Annotated in this window: 23 protein-coding genes and 2 riboswitches; of the genes, 8 read left to right on the top strand and 15 right to left on the bottom strand. The window is 41.4% G+C overall.

Going from position 1 to position 24,725, the window contains the following annotated elements:
- Both BUB77_RS28255 and BUB77_RS28250 read right to left on the bottom strand, forming a co-directional pair.
- On the bottom strand, positions 1 to 250 hold a 250-nt coding region (locus BUB77_RS28255), incomplete at its 3' end, for a transposase family protein (RefSeq protein ID WP_139241326.1).
- A gap of 289 nt (positions 251 to 539) precedes the next feature.
- Complete coding sequence (locus BUB77_RS28250) at positions 540 to 1,076, bottom strand: flavin reductase family protein (RefSeq protein WP_073280511.1); 537 nt, start codon at positions 1,074 to 1,076, stop codon at positions 540 to 542.
- A gap of 107 nt (positions 1,077 to 1,183) precedes the next feature.
- Between BUB77_RS28250 and BUB77_RS28245 the strand changes: the two genes are divergently transcribed.
- A complete protein-coding gene (locus tag BUB77_RS28245; RefSeq protein WP_073280510.1) occupies positions 1,184 to 1,507 on the top strand; it encodes a winged helix-turn-helix transcriptional regulator in 324 nt (107 codons plus the stop codon).
- 7 nt (positions 1,508 to 1,514) lie between these two features.
- On the opposite strand, the gene BUB77_RS28240 is transcribed toward BUB77_RS28245, so the two are convergent.
- On the bottom strand, positions 1,515 to 2,246 hold the full coding sequence (locus BUB77_RS28240; RefSeq protein WP_073280509.1) for a response regulator transcription factor: 732 nt from the start codon (positions 2,244 to 2,246) through the stop codon (positions 1,515 to 1,517).
- Complete coding sequence (locus BUB77_RS28235; RefSeq protein ID WP_073280508.1) at positions 2,239 to 4,014, bottom strand: sensor histidine kinase; 1,776 nt, start codon at positions 4,012 to 4,014, stop codon at positions 2,239 to 2,241. The genes BUB77_RS28240 and BUB77_RS28235 overlap by 8 nt, the downstream gene beginning before the upstream one ends.
- Positions 4,015 to 4,205: 191 nt before the next feature.
- On the opposite strand from BUB77_RS28235, the gene BUB77_RS28230 reads away from it, so the two are divergent.
- The 4 genes from BUB77_RS28230 to yicI all read left to right on the top strand — a co-directional run bounded on the left by BUB77_RS28230 (position 4,206) and on the right by yicI (position 10,151).
- Complete coding sequence (locus BUB77_RS28230) at positions 4,206 to 5,093, top strand: carbohydrate ABC transporter permease (protein WP_073280507.1); 888 nt, start codon at positions 4,206 to 4,208, stop codon at positions 5,091 to 5,093.
- Positions 5,093 to 5,932, top strand: a complete 840-nt coding sequence (locus tag BUB77_RS28225; RefSeq protein ID WP_073280506.1) for a carbohydrate ABC transporter permease — start codon at positions 5,093 to 5,095, stop codon at positions 5,930 to 5,932. The genes BUB77_RS28230 and BUB77_RS28225 overlap by 1 nt, the downstream gene beginning before the upstream one ends.
- Before the next feature lie 485 nt (positions 5,933 to 6,417).
- Positions 6,418 to 7,767 carry an ABC transporter substrate-binding protein gene (locus BUB77_RS28220; protein WP_073280505.1) on the top strand — a complete coding sequence of 450 codons (1,350 nt, stop codon included), beginning with the start codon at positions 6,418 to 6,420 and terminating at the stop codon, positions 7,765 to 7,767.
- A gap of 23 nt (positions 7,768 to 7,790) precedes the next feature.
- Positions 7,791 to 10,151 carry an alpha-xylosidase gene (yicI, locus tag BUB77_RS28215; RefSeq protein ID WP_073280504.1) on the top strand — a complete coding sequence of 787 codons (2,361 nt, stop codon included), beginning with the start codon at positions 7,791 to 7,793 and terminating at the stop codon, positions 10,149 to 10,151.
- Between the two features lie 124 nt (positions 10,152 to 10,275).
- Here the strand turns inward: yicI and BUB77_RS28210 are convergent, their stop codons facing one another.
- Positions 10,276 to 11,931, bottom strand: coding sequence for a WG repeat-containing protein (locus BUB77_RS28210; RefSeq protein ID WP_073280503.1), 1,656 nt, complete (start codon positions 11,929 to 11,931; stop codon positions 10,276 to 10,278).
- Positions 11,932 to 12,081: 150 nt separating this feature from the next.
- On the opposite strand from BUB77_RS28210, the gene BUB77_RS28205 reads away from it, so the two are divergent.
- Positions 12,082 to 12,288: a hypothetical protein gene (locus tag BUB77_RS28205; protein ID WP_073280502.1), complete on the top strand. Its 207-nt coding sequence runs from the start codon at positions 12,082 to 12,084 to the stop codon at positions 12,286 to 12,288.
- 214 nt (positions 12,289 to 12,502) lie between these two features.
- Here BUB77_RS28205 and BUB77_RS28200 read toward each other — a convergent pair whose 3' ends face one another.
- The 7 genes from BUB77_RS28200 to folE all read right to left on the bottom strand — a co-directional run bounded on the left by BUB77_RS28200 (position 12,503) and on the right by folE (position 17,936).
- Positions 12,503 to 13,354, bottom strand: coding sequence for an AraC family transcriptional regulator (locus BUB77_RS28200; protein WP_073280501.1), 852 nt, complete (start codon positions 13,352 to 13,354; stop codon positions 12,503 to 12,505).
- Positions 13,355 to 13,772: 418 nt separating this feature from the next.
- Positions 13,773 to 14,444 (bottom strand): hypothetical protein, encoded by a 672-nt coding sequence (locus BUB77_RS28195; protein ID WP_073280500.1) that lies wholly within the window; start codon positions 14,442 to 14,444, stop codon positions 13,773 to 13,775.
- An 11-nt stretch (positions 14,445 to 14,455) separates the two neighbouring features.
- Entirely contained in the window at positions 14,456 to 15,187 is a 732-nt protein-coding gene (locus BUB77_RS28190) for a hypothetical protein (RefSeq protein WP_073280499.1), read from the bottom strand.
- Positions 15,188 to 15,489: 302 nt separating this feature from the next.
- Positions 15,490 to 15,981: a 2-amino-4-hydroxy-6-hydroxymethyldihydropteridine diphosphokinase gene (gene folK, locus BUB77_RS28185; protein ID WP_073280498.1), complete on the bottom strand. Its 492-nt coding sequence runs from the start codon at positions 15,979 to 15,981 to the stop codon at positions 15,490 to 15,492.
- On the bottom strand, positions 15,974 to 16,348 hold the full coding sequence (gene folB, locus BUB77_RS28180) for a dihydroneopterin aldolase (protein ID WP_073280497.1): 375 nt from the start codon (positions 16,346 to 16,348) through the stop codon (positions 15,974 to 15,976). Before folB ends, folK begins: the two co-directional genes overlap by 8 nt.
- Before the next feature lie 5 nt (positions 16,349 to 16,353).
- Positions 16,354 to 17,175: a dihydropteroate synthase gene (folP, locus tag BUB77_RS28175; protein WP_242962608.1), complete on the bottom strand. Its 822-nt coding sequence runs from the start codon at positions 17,173 to 17,175 to the stop codon at positions 16,354 to 16,356.
- Between the two features lie 158 nt (positions 17,176 to 17,333).
- Positions 17,334 to 17,936 carry a GTP cyclohydrolase I FolE gene (gene folE, locus BUB77_RS28170; protein ID WP_073280496.1) on the bottom strand — a complete coding sequence of 201 codons (603 nt, stop codon included), beginning with the start codon at positions 17,934 to 17,936 and terminating at the stop codon, positions 17,334 to 17,336.
- Positions 17,937 to 18,112: 176 nt separating this feature from the next.
- Positions 18,113 to 18,232, bottom strand: a riboswitch (THF riboswitch).
- Positions 18,233 to 18,289: 57 nt separating this feature from the next.
- A riboswitch (ZMP/ZTP riboswitch) is annotated at positions 18,290 to 18,366 on the bottom strand.
- Positions 18,367 to 18,585: 219 nt separating this feature from the next.
- On the opposite strand from folE, the gene BUB77_RS28165 reads away from it, so the two are divergent.
- The gene (locus tag BUB77_RS28165; RefSeq protein WP_073280495.1) at positions 18,586 to 19,347 is read left to right on the top strand and encodes a helix-turn-helix domain-containing protein; all 762 of its coding nucleotides are present in this window, start codon (positions 18,586 to 18,588) and stop codon (positions 19,345 to 19,347) included.
- A gap of 100 nt (positions 19,348 to 19,447) precedes the next feature.
- On the opposite strand, the gene BUB77_RS28160 is transcribed toward BUB77_RS28165, so the two are convergent.
- Together BUB77_RS28160 and BUB77_RS28155 are read right to left on the bottom strand one after the other, a co-directional pair.
- Positions 19,448 to 21,802, bottom strand: a complete 2,355-nt coding sequence (locus BUB77_RS28160; protein ID WP_073280494.1) for a carbohydrate binding domain-containing protein — start codon at positions 21,800 to 21,802, stop codon at positions 19,448 to 19,450.
- A 189-nt stretch (positions 21,803 to 21,991) separates the two neighbouring features.
- Complete coding sequence (locus BUB77_RS28155) at positions 21,992 to 22,747, bottom strand: MerR family transcriptional regulator (protein WP_073280493.1); 756 nt, start codon at positions 22,745 to 22,747, stop codon at positions 21,992 to 21,994.
- 182 nt (positions 22,748 to 22,929) lie between these two features.
- Here BUB77_RS28155 and BUB77_RS28150 point away from each other — a divergent pair, with 182 nt between their 5' ends.
- Entirely contained in the window at positions 22,930 to 24,348 is a 1,419-nt protein-coding gene (locus tag BUB77_RS28150) for an MDR family MFS transporter (RefSeq protein WP_073280492.1), read from the top strand.
- 191 nt (positions 24,349 to 24,539) lie between these two features.
- Here the strand turns inward: BUB77_RS28150 and BUB77_RS28145 are convergent.
- Positions 24,540 to 24,725, bottom strand: a 186-nt coding sequence (locus tag BUB77_RS28145) for a transposase (RefSeq protein ID WP_073279418.1), incomplete at its 5' end; no start/stop codon positions are given.

The raw sequence follows: 24,725 nt of genomic DNA, 5'->3' as shown, positions 1-24,725 counted from the left end.
TGGCTATGCATTCTTCCGTATTAAAAGTGGAAGACATCTCCTGCATACTTCTTATATCACAAATATTTTTCATCAGTGGCATAGTTAGCATGACATCACTTGAGTAGTCGATGTAGCTGGAATGTCTTGGGTCATGAACTCCGGCAAAATCACTCCAGAGGTCTTTGTAAAAATGTTTCTGTACTTTTAAAAATTCAACCAGAGGATTCCCCTCGGATTTTTTTAATTGTCTTCTCTCAGCTCTTGTCATCAGTAAAATACTCCTTTGCGAAAAACTTTTCTTAAAGTTTATCACAATAACAACTGTCAAGCCTATCTTAATTGTATGAATCAGTGCGAAAAATATTTACCTTTCAGAGCTGAATAGAAGTGATAGACATCGCAATGGAAGTGCATAGCTTGTTTCGGTTGCAATGTAAAAAGGCTGTTACCAAAAAGAAGTCTTATACCAGGCATGTGCATAAACTCATTTATTCATTCATTAACTGGTATTCTTCTTTTTGCAACAACCTCATGAACGAAAGGAATTTCAGGACTTATTATTCAATAATGTAAGCACTGACGATCTCACCATAAAAAGCGGTATGATAATCCTTGTTTGCACCGTGAAAGGAGCTGTCGACATCCTGAGGATAAAAGGCCTTTCTGTTTTCTTCCGTAACTTCATTTTCAGCCTGTTTCTGCTTGTATACGACCCTGCACTCAAGAGTTAAGGGCAATTCCTTAATAGCGGGAACGGAAATTTTATCGGGGGTCTCAAGGGTCAGGCCCAGTTCTCCTATTTTATCCGTTTCGTGGCCGGATTTCGTTCCGCAAAATCCCAGTATTTTTTTATTATAAGAACCATAGGGGATATTGATGGTGAATTCAGGATTTTTTTCGAGCTGTTGTTTTGTAAAGCGATTTTCTCTGACGAAAACAGTGAAGATTGGTTTGGACCATTCAATTCCAAGGGTACCCCAGGAAATGGTCATAGAGTTTACTTTTTCCTCTGTCTTAGTGGTCAATAAAACACCGTTACTGACTGCTTTCATAATATCCTTTGCATAATCGAATACGTCAATTTCTTTTCTCATAGTGATAGCCTCCTTGAAAATTTTCTTTCTATATGATAAATTAATATGAGATTAACGGCAAGTATGCACTTTTTAGTGAGTTACTATCCAGAAGGAGAGCATTGACAATGAATAATGAGGTAAATGTTAAGCCCTTTGCCTATGCCATGTCTTTGATTGACGGCAAATGGAAAATGCATATTTTATTTTGGCTATGGAAAAACCATATTTTACGGTATGGTGAGCTAAAACGCTCCCTTGGAACGATTACCCATAAAATGCTCAGTACCCAGTTGAAGGAACTGGAACGTGATAATTTAATTATACGTAAAGAATACGCACAGGTTCCTCCAAAAGTAGAGTATGCCCTGTCAGAAAGAGGTCTGACCCTGATGCCGGTCCTGGAATGCTTATGTGAATGGGGCAATGAACATATGGAGGATAATTGCTAGGATTTCGCTAATTTTTACGGAATTGTGATGGAGTAATTCCATAGTAATTGCGAAAGGCCTTACTAAAGTAATTGCTGTCAGTATAACCAAGACGGTCGGATATCCACTGGATTTTTAAAGACTCATCCAGAAGCAGTTCTTTTGCCCGTTCCATACGGACTTGAAGCACATATTCATAGATTCCGATTTCATAATTTGCTTTAAATATTTTGGACAGGTATTCCTTTGAAAAATAATATTTATCGGAAAAATAAGAGAGCTTTAAGTTTTGGCTGTAGTTTTTATCAATATAATCCTTAATAATGGCAGCCACTTCACCGGCAGAAATGCTCTGCTCCTCCTCTGTTTTCGTAAAATCCATACTTGGATTAAGAAGGTGCAGGGCCTTCTTAATGGAGGTGTTCAATTCTTCTTCCACAATGGGCTTTAAGATATAATCAATTGCCCCTAATTTAATGGAATTCTGGGCATAGTAAAAGTCATCATACCCGCTGATTACAATATACTTCGCGTCAGGAAATTCCTCTTTGGCACTTTTTAAAAATTCAATGCCGTTCATTACCGGCATCTGCATATCTACAAAAACAATATCCGGGCGCAGTTCCCGCATGGCATATAAGCCTTCCTTTCCATTGGATGCAAGGGAAGGTGGGTCCATATGATAAGTGTGCCATTTCCCAAGCTTACCAATAGCTATCTGAACTGCCTTTTCATCATCAACAATTAGTGCTTTATACATCGGAAACCTCCTTTATGGCAGGAATTAACATGGTAATGGAAGTGTAGCTTCCCTCTTCACTGGAAATCTGAATGTTTGCCTTGCCGGAATAAAGAAGCTTCAGCCGGCTGTTCAGGTTGATCAGGCCAATTCCTGAATTACCATGGGAAATTGTGTTTTTATCAAATTCCTCCTTAAGTGTTGAAAGATAATCAGGTGAAATACCGCAGCCGTCATCCGCTACCGTCACGGATAAAAATTCCTCCTGAAGCCTTGCGGTAATGGAGATATGGATGGCATCCCCATTTTTCCCCATGCCGTGAAGAATGGAGTTTTCTACCAGGGTCTGAATACTTATTTTGGGAATCAGTATGTCCATACCTGTTTCGTCATTTTCAATGAAAACATTTAATTTTTCCTCCAGGCGCATTTTCTGAAGGAGGATATAGTGGTTTACATACTCCATCTCCGAAAAGAGACTGACAAAATCACCGCCTTTAATGGTATATCTTAAAATACTTGCCAGAGAAGTAATCATAAGGTGAATGCGCGGCTGGTCATTGATTAAAGCCTCCGTGGATATTACCTGAAGGGTGTTGTACAGAAAATGAGGATTTAACTGGGCTTCCAGGGCAATGAGCCTGGAGGTTTTTTCATTGATTTCAGAGATATAGTTCTTCTTAATCAGCTCGTCAATGTGCTTTGTCATATAGTTAAAGTCATAGGACAGGTTTGCAATTTCCCGGTTTCCGCCAATATCAACAGTGGAAGTAAAGTCACCGTTGCCGACATTTCTCAGATTACGGGCCAGGGTGGAAAGCGGATTGGTAGTCAGGCGGATCAGGATGGTTATCAGTAAGACTGCAATTCCCCAGACAATTACCCCCATCAGAAAGCTGATTTGAAAAGAGCGGTTGATTGCGGTATCCACCACTGACAGGGGAGTAAAGGAAACCAGCTTTAAGTGGTAGGCATCGCTTTCACTGGTCGTTACAATAAAGGGCTCATTTTCCACTGACATAATGGAATATTCCCGTCCGGCCTTTTCTTCAATTTCCGTCAGGAGACTCTGGGAGCCGGCGTTTATCCGGCCGGTATTTCCGCTGTAGAGCAGGCGGTTGTCCTTGTTCAGGATGCAGATAAATTCTCCGTTGTTATTATGGTTTCGGTTAATGGAATCCACGTAGGTCTTGTCTACTGTGAAATTAACAATGGCAATTGGTTTCCGGTCCTTGATACGGATGATGCTGTGATAAAAATCAATAAAAGCCTTATCGGAATCCGACGGAAGAATGACAACATTATCCCCCTTCTCACATTGGGAAAAGACCTCTCTATCGGAAGCGCTCAGCTGGGAAGCGTCGGCTATTTTCTGTGCCTTTGCATTGCGCCTGAATTCTATTTTTTGGTGTATAAGATAAATGTTGTAAGAAATCAGGTCATTTCGGGAATAATAATAAGCGCGTATCTGATTTTTCATATAGCTCTTCTGCCAGACATCAATGGGAGCCGTCAGGCTCAATATCTGACTTAATCTGGTATCATAGCAGGGCTGTACGGAAAAATAGACAAGGTCCTGGATATATTTCTCCAGATTTTCAGTTTCCAGGTTCAGCAGCTGGTTGGAGGTCGTTACCTCTGTTTTTAGTATCGTATTTCGGTTTCTTGAATAATTGTTGACCAATATTACAAGAATGGTTATAGAGATGACAAAGATTGTCATGACAAACAACTGAGTCCATAATGGAATACGGTTTAGAAATTGAAACAAGCGTTTTTTATACCTCATAGTAACCTCCCTTTAATAATACCCCTAATGGTATCATACAATAACACTGAAAAAAAGACAATTTGTCAATTTGATTTGTTCACTATTTTACCTATGTTTGTTCTTGATTTTCTATTTTTTATGCAATATAACTCATATATAATGAAATAGACAAAAAAAATATGCAAAATGAATCAGAAAGGGTGAGAGTAATGTTCGCATCAAAAAGAAAAAGAAAAGAAGCACTGGAGAATATTTTATATACAGTTCCTTCCGTAATCCTCGTTTCTTTAATGCTGTATATTCCGTTTATCATGAGCGGATACTATTCGCTGACTGAATGGAATGGAATTGCCAAGGAACCAACCTTTATCGGTCTGCAAAATTTTAAGACGATATTTTCAGAAAGCATGGAGTTTCGGAAAGCATTGATTTTTACCGGAAAATATACTCTTGTGTTTGTTATCTTATCCAATGTCATTGCAATTGCCCTGGCAGTGGCCCTGACAAAGAAATTCCGCCTGGTCAATGTGGTCCGGGGAGTGTTCTTCATACCCTATATCATGAGTATGACCATTGTCGGTTTTATCTGGAAATTTATCTTTACCCAGGGTTTCTCAAGACTCTTTGAAATGACGGACTGGGGAGTATGGAATTACAGCTGGCTTGGAGATCCAAAGCTTGCATTTTACTCCGTTGCCCTGGTGGGAGTCTGGCAATCCCTTGGATTTTATATTGTTTTATATATTGCAGGGCTCCAGGCAGTACCCAAGGATGTGCTGGAAGCGGCTACTGTTGACGGGGCATCCGGCAGGAAGCGTTTTTTCCATGTGACCTTACCTCTGCTCGGACCTTCCATAACAACCTGTATCTTTATGTCCCTGACCAATGCGCTGAAAGTGTTTGATATTATTTTAGCCCTGACCAAGGGAGGCCCCGGAGGAGCTACCTACAGTGTGGCTTTGCAGATTTATAAGGAAGCCTTCCAAAGTAACCATTACGGCCTCGGCTCAGCGGAATCCATTATCTATTTCTTATTTGTACTGATTATTACACAAGTTGTGTTAAAGATATTCAGCAGCAGGGAGGTGGAAAGCTAATGCATGCAAAAACAAAACGAAGACTCTTTCATGCTACATTTCTTTTCCTGATAGCAGTGCTTGCCATTATATATATTTACCCGGTATTTTTAATGTTTATGAATTCCTTTAAGCCCTTTGGGGAAATTGTTTCGGACGCCATTGCTCTTCCCAGCAAGCTTGCCATTGAAAACTATACCTATGTTATTGATAAGATAGATTATGCACACCTGTTTTTTAACAACGTACTGATTACCGTGGTCGGTATTCTGGGAATTGTTTTCTTCTCCGCCTCCACCGCTTATATTTTGGACCGAAGGAGAAACCGATATACGAGAATAGTGCACTTTTTAATTATTACACCAATGCTGATTCCCTTTCAGACAATTATGATAACTCTGTTAAAGACCATGACAGTGATTCATCTTTCAGGGAGCAAGATTGGCCTTGGCATTCAGTATTGGGGCTTTGGTATTCCCATGGCAACCTTTATCTTCTATAACTTTATGAAGACCATACCAAATGAATTGGATGAGAGCGCCAAAATTGACGGAGCATCTACCACAAGAACCTTTGCATCGGTTATCTTTCCCTTGCTGAAGTCCGTAACTGTGACCGTTATCGTCCTGGATGTGATGTGGATTTGGAATGACTTTTTACTTCCTCTTCTTATGGTAAACAGTGATAATAAGACAAAAACTTTGGTCTTGGCGGCATATACCTTTATCGGCCAGATGAATACCAAATGGCATTATGCCATGACTGCAATGGTACTTGCCGTAGTGCCGTCCATTATAATTTTTATACTGCTGCAAAAATACATTGTGGAAGGGGTTGTGGCAGGAGCGGTAAAAGGCTAAGGGGGGATATATTATGAACGGTTTGGCAAAAGGTTAGTTTTTCACAAGGGGTCGGCAATTTGCACAAAATAGAAAGCATGAATGCTTCGATTACAATGTATAAGAAGTCCTAATTCTCTGAAGATTTTGTGCTGGACATATCATCAAACAGATAACTCGCTACGCTTGAGTGCACTTAGTGAACTCAAACAATCTGTTTGATGATATAGCACAAAATCTTCAGAGAAAAGGACTTCTAATACATTTCCATAGGCGCATTCATTCTTTCTATTTTGTGCAAATTGCCTGTGGTTATGTAGAAACGGAAGATTTGTCGGTGAATTATAATATATTTTACCCATTGATTTATGGAAGTTCCACATCAGCGAGCAGAAGCGGCATGCTGGGACTAGAGATTCCTGATATTCATTTTGTGCAGCGATGCATGAAATTTATATAGGCACCATGCCTATCATGGCAAATACATTTTCTATAGGAGGTATTTTATGAGGAGAAAGATTATAAGCATGTTACTTTGCGGCATTATGGTTGTGGGTCTGCTTGGCGGCTGCGGAAAGACCAATAAGCCGTCGGACACATCCGGCGAGACACCGACCAAAGAAGCGGAGGCGACAAAAGGGGCCGCCACAACAGCACCGGATAAATCCGAGAAGGCGGAAATTAACATATTCATCAGTTCACCGGAATATGCAGATTCCATCAATACACTGATTGAGGAATATAAGAAGGTTGCACCCAATGTTACCATTAATTATGAAACCACACAGAATGATTATCCGACCCTTTTAAAAGCTAAATTGAATTCAGGAGATGTACCGGATATTTTCTCTTCTACATCAGGAAAGGAAATTGATGTATACAGGGAATGGTCCTATGATTTGACGGACCAGCCTCTTGCAAAGACTATACTTCCTGCTGTTGCTTCTTCCATGAAATCAACGGAAGAGGGCAAGGGCCTTTATGGAATTGCAATTAAGGGAAATTATTTTGGTATGATTTATAACAAGGATATTTTTGATAAAGCAGGAATCAAAGAGTTCCCAGCCACCGTATCCGCTATGAAGACCGCTTGTGAAAAGCTTTCTGCAGCAGGCTATACACCATTTACAACAGGCTACAGCGAATGGTGGGTATTTAAGCATGTATGGCAGCACTTCCTGGCAGCGGCAGCCAAGGGTGCCGGAACCGATGTTGCTTCTTTGGTAAAATCCTTTGAAGAAGGAAAAGCAAAGGTAAAGGATTATCCGGAATTATACAATAACTTCTTTGACTTTATTGATTTAACTGTAAAATACGGGGACAAAAAGCCTCTGGAAACCGCACTGGAAAATGAAGAATCTGCCTTTGCCAGCGGAAAGGCTGCTATGGTAGTAGGCCAGGGTGCATGGATTGAAGGCGATGTAAAAGCCATTAATCCGGACATCAAGATCGGTTTTAACGGATATCCTGTTACCGAGGATGCCAGCCAGTGCCAGGTAATATCAGGCTCCGACCAGGCGCTTCATGTATACAAGGATTCCAAAGCCTTACAGGCAACTCTTGATTTCGTTAACTGGTGGTATACCTCTGATTATGGAATCAGCTGGTTTACAGATGTAGCAGGAGTAGTACCTCCGGTAACAACAAAAGCAGAAAGCAATTTTGATATCATTAAGCAGGGCAGTGAATTGGAATCAACCGTTGGTGCAGCACCTCTTGGTGTATGCTATTCCACCGACAGCTGGCACCAGGTATTCGGTGAATTAATGCAGTCCTATATATCAAAGACAGCGGATAAAGACGCTACCTGCGCTTCTATTGAAGAGCAATGGAAGACAATTGACGGAGCACAATAAACTTTAGGCAGGAGGAAATCATCATGAAGTTTACAGAAGGGTACTGGCTCAGGAGTGAGAGAATTGAGGCTTCTTATGCTTCCCAGGGCTTTCTGGTAGTAAAAATCGAAAACGGAATGCGTATTGTTGCAGCAGAACGTCCGATTTACAGCAGGGCGGATGCCATGAATATCTCTACCATTACCATCGATTTTGTTTCTTACCGTGAGAATGATATTCTGGTAAAGGCCAGCCACTATGAGGCCTACGAAGAAAAAGAGCCGAGGTTTGAGCTGAAGAAAGCTTCCTCTCCGGTTGAGGTCAGCATTACCGACAGCGAAGCAGTTATGACAGCCGGAAAGGTATCGGTCCGTGTCAACCGGAAGGACTTTTGTTACCAGTTTGAAGCAGAGGGACGTGTAATTACTTCCTGCGGATTCCGTAATCTTGGATATATCCGCTATGACAAGAAACCGGCTACCATGTTTCCGGAAGAAAATTACCTGGCATCCCTTTACACACCCTACATGATGACAGAATTGTCCCTGCGCCCCGGAGAATGTGTTTATGGCTTTGGGGAACAATTTACCGCCTTTGTAAAAAACGGCCAGGTGATAAACTGCTGGAATGAAGATGGGGGAACCTCCTCCCAGATAGCCTATAAGAATATTCCTTTTTACATGACAAATGAAGGATACGGCATTTTTGTGGACCATTCTTCCAATGTCTCTTTTGAGGTAGCAAGTGAAAAGGTGGAATATGTAGGATTTTCCGTGGAAGGGGAAGAGCTTCGGTATCATTTCATCTATGGACCTGGGCTGACCCAGGTACTGGAGCACTATACGGAGCTTACCGGAAGACCGGCACTTCCCCCGGCCTGGAGCTTTGGCCTGTGGCTTACCACCTCTTTTACTACCAGCTATGATGAAACTACCACCAGCCATTTCATAGACGGAATGGCTGAGAGGGATATTCCCCTTCGGGTCTTCCATTTCGACTGCTACTGGATGAGGAGCCTTCATCTGTGTGACTTTGAATGGGATGAGGCCGTCTTTCATGACGTCCCTGCCATGCTAAAGCGCTACAAGGAAGAAAAGAAGGTGAAAATCTGCGTATGGATTAATCCCTATATTGCCCAGGGCACGGAATTCTTTCGGGAAGGCGCAGACAGAGGCTATTTCTTAAAGCGGGCAGATGGAAAGGGTGTCAAGCAGGTTGATTTTTGGCAGCCGGGAATGGCAATTGTTGACTTTACCAATCCGGAAGCAGCGAAATGGTATACGGATAAGCTAAAGACACTGCTGGATGCCGGAGTGGACTGCTTTAAAACAGATTTTGCGGAACGTATCCCCATTGATGTGGCTTATTATGATGGCTCCAATCCCAAATCCATGCATAATTACTATACCTATTTATACAACAAAGCCGTATTTGAGCTTTTAAAAAGGGAAAAGGGAGAGCAGGAGGCCGTGTTGTTTGCAAGAAGTGCAACAGCCGGCTGCCAGCAGTTCCCGGTGCATTGGGGAGGAGACTGCTCTGCCAGCTATGCTTCCATGGCAGAAACACTAAGAGGCGGGCTTTCCATCACCATGTCCGGATTTTCTTTCTGGAGCCATGACATTTCAGGCTTTGAACAGACGGCAACGCCGGATTTGTATAAAAGGTGGGTGCAGTTCGGCCTGCTTTCCACCCACAGCAGACTCCATGGCTCCGGCAGTTACCGGGTGCCCTGGTTGTTTGATGAGGAAGCCTGTGATGTACTGCGGTACTTTACAAACCTTAAGTGCCAGTTAATGCCCTATATCTATGAAATGGCTGTTAATGCACATGAGACTGGTATTCCGGTCATGCGTCCCATGATTTTGGAATATCCCAAGGAACCGGGCATGAGCTGGCAGGATATGCAGTATATGCTTGGTAAGTCCCTTCTGGTTGCACCAATCTTTCATGAGGAAGGAAGGGTATCCTATTATCTGCCGGAAGGAAAGTGGGTAAGTCTTTTAACGGATGAAATAAGAGAAGGCGGAAGCTGGTATACGGATACTTATGATTATTTCGGTCTTCCCCTTTATGTCAGGGAGAATACGCTGCTGGCAAGAGGAAGCCAGACAAGGCTTCCGGATTATGATTATGCCGACGGAACGGTTTTCCACCTGTACCAGTTAAAAGACGGGTGCAGCACAGGAGCAAATGTGCCGGACATAAAAGGAAAGACTGTTCTTACAGCCAGGGCTGAGAAAGAAGGAAATATCCTTACCTTACAGGTATCTTCCCTGGAGAAGAAGCCGAAGTTCATACTCCATCATATTGAAAGGGTGAAGGAGGTCAAAGGCGGAAAAGCGGAGAGCTGTGAAACCGGCTTGTGTATTATTCCAAGTGATGAAAGGATAGAGATAGTTCTATAAATAAATATAAAAGTTACAAAGGAAAAACGCCTGGGTCCAGGCAGTTAGAAACTGCCAGCCAGGCGTCTTTTTTTGTATTGTAGGAGTGGAAAAAGCTATTATATAAATAAATACTTTTGGGTGCTTATTCCTGGAAGGATTTCCAGAAGGCACCGTCCTTATTGATGAGATTGTCAATATCGGAGAAAGGTATATTAAACTGGGGAAAGCCTGCGGCATAAGGGGCAATGGCTCCGGAGTCAAAATAAAGTGTCAGGGTATCCTTGCTGAGATAGAAGAACTGCTTCTCGGTAACATAGGTACCATCAACATTATTATAGGACATGCCATCCTTCTTTTCCTGTTCTTTCATTTGTTTGCGTGCAATATTGTCCAGAGTTTTGATGTATTTACTGTCCTTCTTAAAAAGGTCCTTGAACTGGTAGAAGGTACCGGTCTTGGTATCTATAAAGTAGTAAAAAAGGAGGGGCGTCCCATGGGCAGAACCAAAGTAATCATCATATCCGGTCTTGCGGATGATCAGGAGGTCCTTGATCTGCTCTACGGAAAAGTTATCATCTACCATCAGATTATCCTTTAGGGTCAGCTTCATCCTGTCAGCGGTAAACAGTCTTTCCAGCTTATTATTAATGATCTTTTGAACACTGGTATCAGCGAGGCCTTCCAGCTTTGGATAATAGACTACAACATATTTGTTCGGCTTAACCTTTACGGACTGAACTGTGATGCCGGAGGGAAGGGCTGTTGTCTCCGCATTTTTCCAGACAGAGGTACCGTCCATCTTAAAATAAGATATCTTATTATCAATATCTGCCTGAACCACATCACCAAGGACAGTCAATGTTCCGCGGCCTTCCTGTTTGGGGAAGGAGGAAAGGACATTACCCTTTTTATCAATCAGATAGGTATATTTGCTGTCGGTAAAGGAAGCATAGTTATTGTTATAGCCGCTGAGGTCGTAATATTTAAAAGGTGTCAGCTGTTTTCCGCTCTTGTCAAAGATAGCAGAAGGCTTCACGGAAACTAGATAACCTTCATCAGCGGCCAGTTTCTTTTTAACACCGAACAACCCATTTCCAAGGTATGTAATTTCGCTGTAATTTGTTTTCAGAATGGTCTTTCCGTTAATATCCTTCACACCTTTCAGGAAGGTGCTGGTGCTGTTATAAATAGCATAGCCGTCATCGGTCATATCATAATAGGCATTCTTGGTAGGTAAGGAATAGGTATTCAGAATCTTACCCTTACTGTTGATGCGGTAGTATTTACCTGATTTTGATACGATTGCGGTATGGTCCTTGCCAAAGTTTCCTGCAAAATTATAAGCTGCTTTCAGTACGACCTTGCCTTCTTTGTTGATGTATCCATAGTTATAGGTTTTGCTGTCGCTGAAAGAAGCAAGACCATTATGAAAATCGTTGATATAATTTTTGGACCTTAAGATGACTTTTCCCTTTGTATTGATTACCAGAAAGGTTTCATCCTTATTAACAACGGCTAAACCCTCCGAGAAGTTTCCAGCCCCGGCGTAGGAAGGCTTTATAACAACAGAGCCTGTTTCATCAATATAGCCATAAAGGTCGTTACCATCTTTTACAACATGTATGGGATAAAGGTTAGAGCTTTTCTCCGACTGGGTGCCGCTTGTGACAGCCGGAGTGCTCACCGGGTTGACGGTGGATGCGTTTGCCTGTTTTGTATTACTCATATTGCAGAATACAACAGAAGCGCATATTAATCCAAATAAGGCAGCCTTTCTAAGGCCAATGTTTCGTTTCAATTTCATTTCCTCCCAATTTCATTTTATTATTTTCTGAAGAGCTTCCCTGCTAACAAATCTATTATATTCTTTTTGCCGGGAAATGCACGTTACGTTTCTATGAAGATTATTAAATGTTATTTAAGAAAAACAATCAAAAAAGGGTAGGTTATGGAAAAGATTTTTAAGAAGATTATGGTAACCCATGGCTTTACAGGGATTGGCGCACTTGCTTTTGTAATGACTTTGTTAAAAGACTTCAGGATTTTTCTTCAGAGGTATTTTATGGATTTTTTGAAAGAGGGGTATGCTGTACGCTGCGGAAGGCTCAACAATTATTGGATGCTGCTCGAAAGACCGGGGCACCAATGGTGCTGATGGATGAATGGATGCTGCAGGAGCTTTCCTGGACATGCAAATAGCTTGCGGAGTAAAACTACTTCGCAAGCTATTTTCTTATTAGGGCATGTCTGAAGATTCATTGCACCGTTCTGCCACCCCGGCATAAGCAGTTTGCAGACAAACTCTGGTCAGATAACAATATACCCATATGTTTCGCATTTTGTGGCAGGTAAGTCCCCAACAAGATATATTATTTTTTTGTAACAGGTATCCATACTTCGTACTGGGCATTTTGCGGGTCGGTATTTAAGTAGACTTCGATATCCGGACCATTATCGTATTCATATCCGGAGGTAGGAAGCCATTCTGTTACAATGCGCTGTTCCAGCTCCTGTATTGCCTGGGGACACTGGCCCTCACCGGAAAATATAGCCCAGGTAAAAGGCGGAACCGTATATTCTTCCAAGGTATTATCAATTGCCTTTGTGCTTGCAGCAGCGATAAAATATTTCCAATCCTCCTGGTCGTTACAGATGCTAATTCCCAAAATTCCCTTGGGTGCACTATCCATCAGGGATACCAGTTTCGGAACGGTTCCATCCATTGCGGCATTTTGCCACATTTGCGGTACAATTTCAAAGTTCTTTTCAATTTCCTTATATAACGGCTGTGAGATTCCAACGATACGGAAGGCTTCTTTTGCTTCAATTCTGTACTTCATTTCTTCCACTCCTTTTATTGTGATTTTGAAACTAATCGGAGGAAAAGCTTTTATGGAAGTTCCTTCTTTCCTGACTGATGATGGCGCAATACCATGAACACTTTGAAAAGCCCGGTTAAATGCAGTCGGAGAGGTATAACCATATTTAAAGGCAATATCTATGATTTTTTCTTCCTTGTTTTGCAGGTCAACTGCTGCTAAGGACATCCGTCTCCGGCGAATATATTCAGACAGTGGAATATTTGCCATATAAGCAAACATTCTTTGAAAGTGATATGGCGAGCAGAAAGCTATTTGGGCTAGCTGCTCATAACTGATTTCTTCTGTTATATGTTCTTCAATATAGTTTATTGCCTCATTTAACCGGTCAATCCATTCCATTTAATCATTTCTCCTTATAAGTAAAGTATATTTTTAAGCCGCCGGATTGTCCTCTCTTTTTATGCACGAAATAGCGAGGTTGCGTGTGATCCTAGCAGCGTCTATGCATTGACTTTACTATACCACGACAGGGAATAATGTGTCAAAAGTTTATCCAATAAACTGTCTTAGTTAATTATAATATAGGCTATATAAAAGAAACACTGGGACATGGGAGAAAAACGATTACATATAATTTATTGTAGGTTTCTTTGATAAAACTTTATGTTATAAGATAGTGATGGAACTAAAAGTACCCAAGCAAATTCTGGGACAAAGATAATGGAAGCCCTGTAAAAGAAGCTTCCATTATTTTTAGAGATAGTTGATATCATGATTCGAACACCTTTAAAAAACCATAAAGTTTTTTCTGTACTGACTATTTGGCTGAACTCCTGTCGATTGCGCTGCTTATATTATCATCTTTTGCAAAGACTGCTACTGAGGCACGTTCACCTCTTAAATAAATACTGCTCTTAATATTGGCCTGCTCTGAGGGGGTGTACTGTGCTGTTACGAGTGGACGGGACATTTCCGAAGTTGTCTCCTTAAAAGGAATATTCCCCCAGATTACTTCAATTAAGTCCCGTGCCCTCTGTCTGACATCTTTATCCGCAATGTCTGAAAGTGTCGCTTTGCTTTCCCACTGCAAGTCCTTTGCAGCATTACCGGGAGAAGAGCTTTCTACGCCAAAAGCTTTTGATAACTTCTTTGAAAGGGTGTATTCTTCAGCTTCCTCAGGATAAAATCCAAATGCAGTCAGGTAAGCGGTGCCCCCCTCTGAAAAACTCTTAAAGTCCAGTTTTACAGTACCTTTGAAGCCCCAGCAGGTTTGCACCTTACTCAGGATATATCGATTTGGAACAGTTCCTTTCTCTTGCTGAAGTGTAACCCCATTACCTTCCAGCAAAGATGTAACTTTTTCTTTATCCATACCCCAGCTAAGCCCTTTTATGGGAAGCCATAGATTGTCTGTTTCGTTGCTTCTACTGCAGGCTGTCAGGCAGGCAAGACACAAAAATAATAAACATGATATTTTAAGCCTGCGCATTTAATTCCTCCTTAAATATGACCAAACCCAAAGAAATATAAATCCATGTTTCTCCATGTTCCATTGATATAAACCATATCCACTCCAGCATCATGTGCTGCCCCGAAATTCTTATCATAATAATAGGTTTGGCTAGGATTGGATGTTGAATAAGACGTATTACTTGGGTTGGTAACCGTTTTTGTTGTATCTAAATAATTTGAATCCGAAGCGTTCCAACGACCTATTATGCCATATCTCATGCTTGTTACAGCATAATTATAATCACTATAAGGCGTTACAGTCATAGTAGATATTCTGATACTATTAAAACCATCTGTGATCTTAGTTGAGTAATAAACTCTTGCTGATATATAGCATGTTCCATATCCATCCAAATAATCCTCATAAGATGCTATGTTAGTCGCAGTTATTTTTTCTCCATTTTTATCAAGTAAAAGAAATGTATCGGCAACATAATCTGTAACACTGTCTCCATTTTGATAAGATTTTTCTGAGAGCTTTTGTACAACCTGAATCTCATTATTTTCAGGGGTAACTGACCTCATCTTTGACACACGTTCCTTTGACTCAGTAATTGCCATCTTAATAAGCATGTCTAGATTGGTTTCTACATTATAATTCTTGATTTGAATAATTTGGGAGTCTTTCGGGACATCTTTTGGTTCAGCAGCATAGGATGCTGTAGGAAACAAAATGGTAAGTGCAAATACAGTTAGTAGTGCAAACATTTTGTGTTTCATAATAATCGTCCTCTCTTTTGTAATTTTTCAATAGTATATCACCAACTATCGTAATAGTAAATACATACTGTAAAAGATTAGTAATTTTATGCAACATTTATTATAGTGTATTTGTGCTTGATATATAATAGTTTATTTCTGTTTTCCATGTAAGTGTTTAAAAATGTTTCAAAAACAGTGCTCTGCCTTTTGTTCGTAGTATTGTATTGCATAAAAAGACCATGCTCTGGTTCACTTCTGGCGCATGGTACTTATGTGGTTCAGCTGTTTATAAAAAATTATTAGCAAAGAGCGTTTTAATTTTAGCTAAAGGAATTACACTTAAGCATGAAATCATAATACAGCTCCCCTATGCTCTTGTTACATAGGGGATGCAGAGCTTCCGGTGCTATTTCATTCAAGGGCTTCAGCACAAATTCTCTTTCAAGCATCCTTGGATGGGGAAGGGTTAGCAACTCATTATTCAAAACAAGGTTTCCAAATAATAAAATATCCAAATCAATAGTGCGCGGGCCCCAATGGATGAGGCGCTCCCTTTTTAACTTTTTCTCAATATCACCACAGACAGCCAGCAGCTCATAAGCTGTAAGAGATGTTTTTACCTCTGCAACCGTATTCAGAAAATCCGGCTGCTCCGTATAGCCCACAGGAGCAGTATTGATATAGACAGAGACTGCAGTAACCCTGATGCCCGCAGTACTTCTGAGCATCTCTAATGCCTTGGTGAGATTTTCCTCCCTGTTGCCGATGTTTGAACCCAACCCGATATAGGCTGTAACAAAATTATCACTCATTTCTTTCACTCCTCTGGCGCTCCAGTTCCACAGCCGCAAATTTAAGATGATGTCCCATAGGTGCCCAGGGCTTTTTCAATAAAATACGAATTTTTGTAATACTGGGGTATGTCCTGAATAGATACTCTATTACGTTCATGGCCGCAGACTCAATTAAATTGTACTTTTTAAGCTGCATCACTTTTTGAACATCAGCGCATATATCCGCGTAGCTCACGGTATCTTTTACATCATCGCTTTTTGCCGCCCTTTCCAGATTCACATCCATCCAAAGGGAGACCAAAAACATCTGTCCGTTTGATTTTTCTGCCGGTGCCACTCCATGGTAGGCATACACCTGCAAATCCTCAATCATTATTCTGTCCATTGCAATCACCTCACGATACGGTCTGTCATTACTGCCGCCCTGGTATTTTGCAGCACATCGTGGACTCTCACGATATCTGCACCCTTCATAATTCCGATTGATGTAACAGCCAAGGTTCCTTCCAGCCTGTCATTTATCTCAAGTTCAAGGGTCTTTCCGATGAAATTTTTCCTTGACGCTCCAAGCAGAATAGGATAGCCGAGTTTTTTCAGCATATCCAGGTTCCTCATTACTGTCAGATTCTGTTCCCAGGTCTTCCCGAAACCTATCCCTGGATCCAGGATTATATTTTCATCCTTTACCCCTGCCTTTATAGCCAGCTCAATGCTTTCTCCCAATTCGGACAAAATATCTTCCATCAGGTTTTCGTATTCCGTATTGGCTCTGTTATGCATAATACAGACGGGTACTTTGCAGGAAGCCACGGCATCGGCCATTTCGGGGTCTTTTTTCAGTCCCCATATATCATTTATCATATGAGCGCCGGCTTCAACTGCAATCTCTGCTGTTTTGGCTTTATAGGTATCAATGGATATTGGCAGCTCAATTTCTTTTGAAAGCCTTTGAATGATGGGGATAATTCTTTTTATCTCTTCATCGGCCGATATCGGCACAGCAAATCCCGGCCTTGTAGCTTCTCCTCCCACATCAATGATGTCTGCACCTTCTTCTGCCATTTGAACGGCATGTTTTAAGGCAGAAGCAGGATCAAAATATTTTCCGCCATCCGAAAATGAATCCGGTGTTACATTTAATATGCCCATAATGTAGGTCTGTTTTCCCCATTTCCATACCCTGTCTGCTATGTTCATTTCTTCATTTATCATATAAATAGCCTCCTTTTAATAAAGCTGTTACTGCCCGATTGCATAAGAGATTTTCATAGCTCATTCTCTGACGCCTGTTGCGCCTTAGCCCTTACAGCAGTCTTTATAATTCCATATTTCATTTGCTGGTTTCGCTGTAACTATCCCTTCTGCTCAGTTTATAGTGATAGGTTCTTATGATACAGAGTTGTAAGTTTATCCGCTATGCTCCGGTCCGTATTGAACCTTCCGCGGGAAGTTGTTGTCATTGTAACCGCATTTGTGCTTTTAATGCCTCTGGCCGTCATACAGGCATGCCGGCCTTCGATGATGACGGCAACATCCTCTGTCTGAGCAGCCTTCTGCAAGATTTCAGCAATATCCGAACCAATCCGCTCCTGGAGCTGCAGCCTTTTGCTTACCATATCCGCTATCCTTGCAATTTTGCTCAGTCCTACTATTTTTCCATTGGGAATGTAAGCTACGGTCACTTTCATATCATACATTAGCGCAAGATGGTGCTCACAGCAGCTGAATATATCTATATCCCTCACCATTACAATATCCTGGCTGTTTTCCGGCTGATATAAGCCGTCTTCAAAGCTTTTGTTAAACATCCCTGCAATTTCATCGTTTGTATAATTTATTCCTTCAAATCTTTCTTCACACATTCTTGCAACCCGGGCAGGAGTTTCCAAAAGCCCTTCACGGGCAGGATTTTCTCCCAAGGCCAATAAAAGGCCTCGTATGTGTTCTTCAATCTTAGCTTTATCTATAGCCATTACTATTCTCCTTTATAGGCTCTTTCCGTTCTATGCAGCGTTATTAGTCTGTACATTAGGTCCTGGCATCATGTGAAAGTAAATAGCAAAGTATTAAATTTACCATATTTTCAAAAAAACCTCCTTAAATATGGCAAAATTCATCGCCACATAAAGGAGGTATCGTTCCAATATGCAGCAGCGAGATGCGATAATTGTACGGCAGCTTTCATACGGCATACACCTATATGAAAGCTTCCCTCCCGAGACCAACTCTCCGTTTCCCGGGCCCATAACCCACAATTATCTACTCTGCCATTTTTAAATTTCAATCCGGATAATAAATGATAGCTAAAAAAGGGCCGACTATCCGGACTACTTGCCCAGACGGTCGGCTCTTTCTGTCATACTCCCTTGTGGTTATCCACATCCGTCAGTCATATGACCCTTTATCCGTTATACTAAATCAAAAATGTATTTTTGTCAATAAAGAGAGTACTGCCTTTTTCGGAAAAGCTATTAATTGACTTCCTATATTTAGATATGTATAATTAAATTATGCAGAGGTAATGTAGCTGACACACCCTTAAAACTGCTTGAACATTGTGAGCTTCTTTGGGTGGTTGATGCAGTGGAAATGGAATGACAGTCGAAGGGAGAGCATTGTTTAATGGGTCTGGACAGGGAATGGAATCACCTTGAATTTACCCGGCATGAAATACCTGCGGCGCACCGGCCTTTAGAGGAGGAATTGTCATTTTATAACGCCGTCAAAGAGGGGAACCTTATTTATGTGGCGGAAAACTGCATCCGCCAGGTATTCCTTCAGTCCGAAGGGATGGGACTTTTATCGGATAATTCACTGCAGAATATAAGATATCATTTTGTAGTTACTGCTGCCATGATTACGCGGTATTGTATCGATGGCGGTATGGAAGCGGAGAAGGCCTACTGCCTCAGTGACTTTTATATTCAGAAAATGGATAAATGCCAGAGCAGAGACGGGATAGCCGATTTGCACCAGTCGATGTGTTATGATTTTACGGGGAAAATGCAGTTGTTGCAAAGACATAATATCTTTTCCAAGCATATTGTACGGTGTATCGATTATATTTATAGTAATATTCATAGCAGAATCACCTTAAAGGATCTGGCCGGCTACCTGGGCTTATCAGAATGTTATCTGTCCAAGCTGTTTTTGGAGGAAGTCGGCATTTCCATCCATGAATATATCCGTGAAAAGAAAATGGAGAAGGCTAAAAATTTATTAAAGTATTCCGATTATTACATTGCGGATATCGCCAACTATCTCTCTTATTCCTCTCAAAGCCATTTTACCCAGATCTTTGAGAAAGAGGTTGGCTTGTCACCGAAAAAATACCGGGATAAATATTACCGAAAAAGCTGGAGCGGAGGGACAGATCCATCCTAAGCTGCAGGAGGGTCTTATCCTGCTTGATATTTTTAAAGGAAGGCTGCAGTCAAACAATATTCTGGAAATCGAATAACCGTTTGACTGCAGCCTTTTTCTGTTACTTTATTTCAATCACGCTGACACCGGTCAGCTCTACCGTTCCGGCAGGTGTTTCTGTGCCGCCTGTCTTACCGAAGGAGAATACCAGATCGCCGGAGGTATCACTGTCCCCGTTCATAGTAAAGGTGCCGGTATAATTATATTCTTTCTCCGCAGTGAGAACGATGCTTTCGCCGCCGTAATACGCATAATTTTTTGAGGCATTTCCCATCAGGGCAAGCTCAACCTTCCGGTCAGCGCCGGACTTGAAGACAGCTTTTACTTGATAGGTTTTTCCCTTATCGAAAAAGAGACCGCTCTGCTTTAACTGAATGTGCCAGTTCTGACTTCCCGGATTGGTGATATTAAACGTAATCCTGCCGTTTTCTGCCGTATAGACTGCGGCCGCACTGCTGTCAACATAAGGAGACCAGTCCTTCAGACCTTCCATGAAGCTTCCGTTTTGAACCATCTCTTTACCAGACAATGTAACCTTTTCAATCCGCACATTATCAATGTAAACGGTGCCTTCTTTTCCTAACAGAAATTTTAAGGCTGCTGTGTTTGCTTTCAGGCCGGAGGAAGCAGAAAATTTAAACTTAAAGTGCTTTGTTTGTGCGGATAATTTTGCCGTAAAGGGTTTTCCGGCAACCGCTGCCTGAATTTCTTTTGCTTTTCCAGCCCGGGCATCAAAAGTCAGAACATAGGATTCTCCCGCTTTTAAGGCAAGACCGTTTTGCTCTACTATAACATCCCCCTGCTTCTCCGATGCAGAAAGCTTCTCTGATGCAGCAGGAACCTGTACCTTTAATTTTCTGACATAGTCTGTATTGGTAACCGTTATAGATGCATTTACCTTGTTCGCACTGATTTTCCAATATTCCAGACGGTTTGCCCCCTGATCAAAAGTACCATTGTATACATAGTTACCATTTGGCAAGGAGGTTTTTACCGGTTTCGCAACATCAAGCTGTCCTGTTTTCACCAGACGCACATGTTTAAGCTGTACTGCAGCCGTTGGATTGCCGGATTTCTGAGCGCCAAGGTTAAATTCCAATCGGCTGTTCTCATCTGTATCGGCGTTCATGGTAAAGTCATAGGTATAGGTCTGATAGTTGATGGTTAAATAAACCGTCTGATCCTCTACGTATTTTGTATAGTTTAAGTCCGGCCCATCAAGTCTTAATAGCATGGCCCGATCCGCATCCGCTTTGGCTTCAAAGGTAAGCTGATACTTTCCGCCTTTGGATAGCGGAATTCCTGCCTGCATCGCCTGAACGGCATAATCTACAGTTCCTTCACTCTTTAATGAGACCGTCATGACATGCTCTGCGATGGAAGCAGCAGCATCACCGCCGCTCTGTGTCTTGAGAAACCAGCTGTCGGTATCATCCATTGCTTCTGCATTGGAAAAATCACTGTTTATGATGTAATTGCCATCTGCATCCGGCTCTCTTAAAGTCACGGCTGCTTCCTTCAAAACTACATTTTCATCATAGGAAGGCTTCTGATATACCTTTACGTAGTCCACCAGCATTTTTGCCTTAGAAAAATCGGTGTCAGCATTTGGATTTCCCGGCCAGTTTCCCCCAACTGCAACATTTAAGATCATATAAAACTCCTGATCAAAGGGGGCAGGATAGGTAATGGTTCCAACACCATCCGTACTGGTATACCATTTTGTCTCTGTCTTTGTCAATTTCCCATCTACATAAAAGCTGATTTTTTCAGGCTCCCATTCCATGGAAAATACATGATAGGCATCGGAAAAATCGCCGGAAGACAGAATTTTAGTTCCCTGGCTCTGTACATCACTACCGGTTTTACTGTAATGCAGCGTCTGATAAACCTTGGCCGGGTCATTGCCTAAAAGCTCCATGATATCAAGCTCTCCGCATTTCGGCCACCCGCCGTACAGTTCTTCCCTGGCCGGCATCATCCAGATTGCAGGCCAGATACCCTGCCCCTTTGGCAGTTTTGCCTTAACCTCAATCTTTCCGTATTTAAAATCCGCTTTATTCCGGGTATTAATTCTTCCGGAGGTATAGGTGGTATTCCCTGTCACGGCATTCTCTGTTTTTATCGGCTGAATTACAAGATTTCCATCCTTTACATATACATTATCAGAGGAATCGGTATAGCTCTGCAATTCATTGTTAACCCAACCCGGTTCATGCAGCTCATAATTCCATTTGGAGGCATCCAGGGTATTTCCTGAGAAGTCATCGCTCCATACCAGCGAATATCCCTTTGAATCTGCCGCTTTTTCTGTTGTTCTGCCTTGTACATCGGTAATAAAGTATTCTGCCGGAACGATTGCCGCTACCAGGATTGCTGCCGCTATGGCAAGTAATCTTATTTTTTTGATTCTCATAAAGCACATCCTCCTTGTTTATAGGGATAGCGTATCATTTTTGCAAGTGCAATAATATCATATTTTTTTTGCTTTTATCATAATTTTGCTATATTAGGCATTAAAAAAAGGTACTCCATCAGAAAACAGAGAAGTACCTATTTTTAAAAGGACAATGTATTTTACTACCCTTGGAATAACACCTTCTAATTATGGATAGATATGCCTGATAGCCGCATTTACAAATTCCGCAAGTCCTGGTACTTTACTATCCAGCTCAATTTTGTGATCCAGGTATGCCTGTCCGATATTGCGAAATGCTTTGTCATCGCATGGTATAAATACATTTAAAAATTCCCTATACATAGCAACCGCTTCTTTTGCTGTCAAACTGTCCGGACCATCCTCCATTGCTTTATTGAACTTTTGGATAACATCACTGCAAAGAGCAATAAGCTTATCCAAATCCTTGCTCATTATTTTCGAGGCATTTTCTACAAAGGATTTATTTTGGGAAACTAAGTCGCTTTTTATTAACGGAAGAAAAAACCCGCTTCCCATTATTGCCTGGATTTCGTTTAAGTATTTTTTCTTTATTATCTCAATTCTATTTTTATCAAAATCCCTAAGCATTGAAATATCAAAATTGTCATTCAATATACGGTCAACTGACTGAATCAACTTTTGCAATTGGGATTGTTTTTCTAAAAGAACTTGTTTATGGTGCCGCAATAACTCTTTTTCCATATCCTTTGGGTTTTCAAGCATCAATCGAATGTCACCAAGGGAAACGCCAAGCTCTTTATAAAAGAGAATACTCCACAATCGGCGCAAATTCTCGTCATCATATTGGCGGTAGCCTGATTTTTTCACCGAACTGGGCGGTAATAATCCGATTTCATCATAATATTGTAAGGTGCGGCGGCTTACACCGGAGAGCTTGCACACTTCATTTACACTTTTCATCTTTCATTCTTCTTTCCGGCTGTTAGGTAAGCCTATATAATAATCTCAAATATTTTTCAAAAAGCCCTTGACTCGCACGCTGCGTTACAGTTTATGCTTTCATTCTAAACGAAATGCAGCGCTTTGTAAAGTGAAGAAAGATGGACACGAGCGTTAGACATAATAAGGAGGATTTATTTAAGATGAGTAAGAATGAAAAAGCTCCGGAACTTGAGCCGATTCCAAAGAGCGTCATGAACATTGCCTGGATTTTAGTCCTTGGAGCAATTATGCCACTGCTTGATTCAACAATGGTCAACATTGCCATCAAGCACTTGAGTAATGATTTCAGTATCGGACTTGATTTAATTCAATGGGTAATTACGGGGTATGTGTTATCCATGGCAATTTCAGTGCCCCTTGTTGGCTGGGCAGTTCAGCGTTTTAATGGTAAATGGTTAATGACAGGTGCCAATATAGTATTTTTAGCTGCTTCAATTGCTTCGGGATTTAGCTGGAATATCAATTCATTGATTATTTTCCGGATTGTTCAAGGTTTCGGTGCCGGCTTTATTATGACCTTGGTGACTACTTTGTGTGTTGAAATTGCCGGAAGGGACCGAATGGGACGTATGATGTCGACTGTTGGTATCCCAATGATCCTGGGCCCAATCCTTGGCCCGGTTATTGGCGCCGTGATTGTCCAATTCATGTCATGGCGTTACATTTTCTTTGTCAACGTTCCAATTGGTATTATTGCCATTGTTTTAATGATTTTGAAGCTGCCTGACTTCACGCCGGTCAATATTAAAGCTAAATTCGACTTCATTGGCATTATTTTATTGGGCGCCAGTTCAGCCGCCTTGATTTATGGGATTACTAAAGCCGCGAAGAATGCTACATTTAACAACAGCACGACTATCGGTTATGTTGCTGCCGGTGCCGCAATTCTGGTCATTTACATGATTTACGCTGCTATCAGAAAGGAACAAGCAATTCTCCCATTACATTTATTTAAGATGAAAAATTTCAGCGCCGTCATGGCCGGTTTGTTTCTTGCAGGGATTGCCACCAACGGCCCAATGTTGTTATTACCTTTGTTCTTACAAAACATTAAGGGCTTCTCAGTTCTGAATACCGGATTGATCCTGATTCCACAAGGTATTGGTATGTTAGTTGCCCGCCCCTTGATCGGCAGGCTAACTGATAAATTGGGTGCACGTAATGTTGTCTTGGTAAGTTTGGTATTAACCATCGCCGGCACTATTCCATTTGTTTTCTTTGGGGAGGCATCTTCACTTATTATCGTGAGCATTGTCTTGTTTGTCCGGGGTATGGGAGTCGGGGGTATCACCATTCCAATGATGACGGATGCATACACCGGTATGGTCAAACAAGAAATTGCCCAGGCCAGTGTCGGAACTCGCCTCATGCAAAATATTGGTGGTGCGTTTGGCTCAGCGGTACTAGCAACCGTTGTCAGCCTTTCAATCCAGGGTAAAGCACCAACAATTCCGCTCATGACCACTGCTTACCACGATGGTTTTATGTTAGCCTTGGTTCTGAGCTTGGTATTACTCATTCCGGTTTTGTTCTTAACTAATAAGAAAGCTAAAGGATAATATATATCTGTCGACTTTCCATATGACATGTAAAAAGGGGCTGTAAAATAAGTCTTTAATTAAGAATCGCCAGTTCCGACAGATGCCGGTTCTGGTGATTCTTCGTTTTTTTACCTATTATTTATGATAATGATTGATTTTTCCATAAAAAAGCGTGCACTTAATAAAGCTATGAGTATAGTTCTTGGATTTTATGCAGCCAACTTGTTTCTCTGCTTTTTATTATGATATTTATAAAGATTAAAACCACAAGAAATCAGTGTGAGTTCAAGAATTGCGTTTTTCTCACCTCTTCGAAATAATCTTTTGTAGGATTTATCCCATTTTAAAATGCCAAATGTTCCTTCTGCCTGAATACTACGATTCATTCTCAACAG

Source organism: Anaerocolumna jejuensis DSM 15929 (genome assembly GCF_900142215.1).
GTDB classification, from domain to species: domain Bacteria; phylum Bacillota; class Clostridia; order Lachnospirales; family Lachnospiraceae; genus Anaerocolumna; species Anaerocolumna jejuensis.
The sequence above is the reverse complement of the archived record's forward strand: the minus strand, read 5'-3'. Positions and strand labels throughout refer to the sequence as shown.